Below are 2189 nucleotides of genomic sequence, written 5' to 3'. Positions count from 1 at the left end.
TTTGTTTTGCCCGCAGGAAAAGCGCCTGCATGATTTCTATGCAGTGGTATGTGAGCTGGCTATTATTCTGGCCTCATTGAAAGGCGAGACCTGCATGTTGAGCTTGTTGAATCTTCTGAAGGATGGGCGATTCCATTCTGGTCAGGACCTGGGCGCTGCCTTGGGTATTAGTCGAAGTGCGATATGGAAGCAGCTTCAGCATCTAGAGGCTGAGCTTGGCTTGTCTATTCATAAAGTTCGAGGGCGGGGTTATCAATTGGCCGCGCCGTTGATGTTACTTGACCCTCTTAAAATCGCGGGAGCGCCACCTTTCTGGCCGATTACCCTCCTTGATTCCATTGATTCGACCAATGCGGAAGCGCTGCGCGCAGTCAGTAGGGGGCAGTCGGCACCGTTTCTGGTTCTTGCCGAGCGACAGCTCTCTGGGCGAGGGCGCAGGGGGCGAAAATGGGTGAGCCCGTTCGCCGAGAACCTTTATTACAGTCTTGTCCTGCGCATAGATGGCGGCATGCGCCAGCTTGAGGGATTGAGCTTGGTCGTGGGGCTCGCGGTAATGAAAGCATTGCGAAAGCTGGGTGTGGCCGGCGCAGGGTTGAAGTGGCCCAATGACGTTCTGGTTGGCAATAAGAAGATTGCCGGCATTCTGCTGGAGCTTGTTGGGGATCCGGCGGATGTGTGTCACGTGGTGCTTGGTATTGGCATCAATGTGAATATGCAGAGTGCGGATGAAGTTGATCAGCAGTGGACGTCCATGCGCCTGGAGTCTGGGCAAATGTGTGATCGCAATATCTTGGTGGCTGAGTTGAGCGAGCAGTTGCAGTCGTTCATATGTCGTCAGCAAGCGGAGGGTTTCAAGGTTCTTCGGGCAGAGTGGGAGGCGAATCATCTGTGGCAGGGGCGAACGGTTTCGTTGATTGCGGGCGTTAACCAAATTGATGGTGTCGTGCTTGGGATCGATAACCAAGGAGCGATTCGCTTGATGGTCGAGGGTGAGGAAAAAGTGTTCAGTGGAGGCGAGCTCAGTCTAAGGTTGCGCGACGAGTCTTAAAGACGACTCTGTTAAGTCGCAATTGTCAAGTTTAGGTTCTGGGGCGTTTTCTCAGTGTGTGTTACCAGGTGCGCCGGTAGGCATGTATATGGCGCACCCCTTGTGCTGAGGTCTATATGCGTTGGCTGTTTCTGCTACTAATTGTTCTCAATGTTTTTTATTGCATCTGGCATCAGCAAGAGGCGCCTTTGCGTGCCAAGGATGTTACACCGCTGAGTTTGTATCGCGGTTCGCAGCAGGATATTCGCTTGTTGAGCGAGTCGTCCGTGGCGCCTCCGATAAAGAGTGGTGAATTGCTGGCAGCCCGAGAGTGTTTGTTTGTGGGTGGTCTTGCGCGGCAGGACTCTGTCTCGTTGCTTGGGCAGCGCTTGGCGGCAATGGGTATCAAGGCTCAGCCTTCTCTGGATGGTCTCCAGGTTGATGGTTTTTGGCTGAGTGTGGCGCCCGAAAGTCAGCGTTTACTGGGTGATGAGCAGTTACGGAACCTTTCCAAGGAATTCAATGAGTTAAAACATAAAATAATGCTGTGCGAGGGGGTTGCACCTGCTGAATAGTTTGCATAGAATGGCGCCCGCTCCACAGCGAAGACCTTAACAGGTTGTCAAAGTGAGGCGATGTCAATGCAGCTAACCTCAGGTTTTTAAATGAGAAAATGCTTGACAGGGGTTTGGCATAGTATAGAATGCCGGCCTGATTAGGAGGGGTTCCCGAGCGGCCAAAGGGATCAGACTGTAAATCTGACGTCTACGACTTCGAAGGTTCGAATCCTTCTCCCTCCACCAGATTTTAGCGTGAGCTGTACGCTCCGCGGGTATAGTTTAGTGGTAGAACCTCAGCCTTCCAAGCTGATGATGCGGGTTCGATTCCCGCTACCCGCTCCAAGTTTACAGGTTGTGCAAAGTGTTACGCTCTTGTAGCTCAGTTGGTAGAGCACACCCTTGGTAAGGGTGAGGTCAGCGGTTCAAATCCGCTCAAGAGCTCCATATAACAAGGCAGATATGAAAATATCTGCCTTTGTTTTAATGGCTGATGTTGTTTGTCTAATTCTTCTGTTGAGGGTGATATCGATGGCTAAGGAAAAATTTGATCGTTCCCTGCCCCACGTCAACGTTGGGACCATTGGTCACGTTGACCACGGTAA

2 protein-coding genes, 3 tRNA genes and 1 pseudogene are annotated in these 2189 nt (G+C 51.9%); all 6 read left to right on the top strand.

Features of this window, described 5'->3' with window-relative positions; all coding sequences use genetic code 11:
- Nucleotides 1-94 precede the first annotated feature (94 nt).
- A complete protein-coding gene (birA, locus tag F2P67_RS27490; protein WP_166226382.1) occupies nucleotides 95-1048 on the top strand; it encodes a bifunctional biotin--[acetyl-CoA-carboxylase] ligase/biotin operon repressor BirA in 954 nt (317 codons plus the stop codon).
- Nucleotides 1049-1164: 116 nt separating this feature from the next.
- Nucleotides 1165-1602 (top strand): hypothetical protein, encoded by a 438-nt coding sequence (locus tag F2P67_RS27485; RefSeq protein WP_166226379.1) that lies wholly within the window; start codon nucleotides 1165-1167, stop codon nucleotides 1600-1602.
- 143 nt (nucleotides 1603-1745) lie between these two features.
- Nucleotides 1746-1830, top strand: a tRNA-Tyr gene (locus F2P67_RS27480).
- A 25-nt stretch (nucleotides 1831-1855) separates the two neighbouring features.
- Nucleotides 1856-1929 (top strand) — tRNA-Gly (locus F2P67_RS27475).
- A gap of 26 nt (nucleotides 1930-1955) precedes the next feature.
- Nucleotides 1956-2031: transfer RNA gene (locus F2P67_RS27470), tRNA-Thr, on the top strand.
- Nucleotides 2032-2115: 84 nt separating this feature from the next.
- Nucleotides 2116-2189 (top strand): annotated as a pseudogene (locus F2P67_RS27675) (GTP-binding protein); the annotation flags it as partial.

It is taken from the genome of Pseudomonas atagonensis (assembly GCF_011369485.1).
GTDB lineage: Bacteria > Pseudomonadota > Gammaproteobacteria > Pseudomonadales > Pseudomonadaceae > Aquipseudomonas > Aquipseudomonas atagonensis.
This window is presented reverse-complemented; position numbering and strand designations above follow the sequence as displayed.

Excerpts from the sequence above, each read along its gene's own strand:
- F2P67_RS27485 (WP_166226379.1), top strand. The coding sequence starts at position 1,165 with ATGCGTTGGCTGTTTCTGCTACTAATTGTTCTCAATGTTTTTTATTGC.
- birA (WP_166226382.1), top strand. The coding sequence starts at position 95 with ATGTTGAGCTTGTTGAATCTTCTGAAGGATGGGCGATTCCATTCTGGT.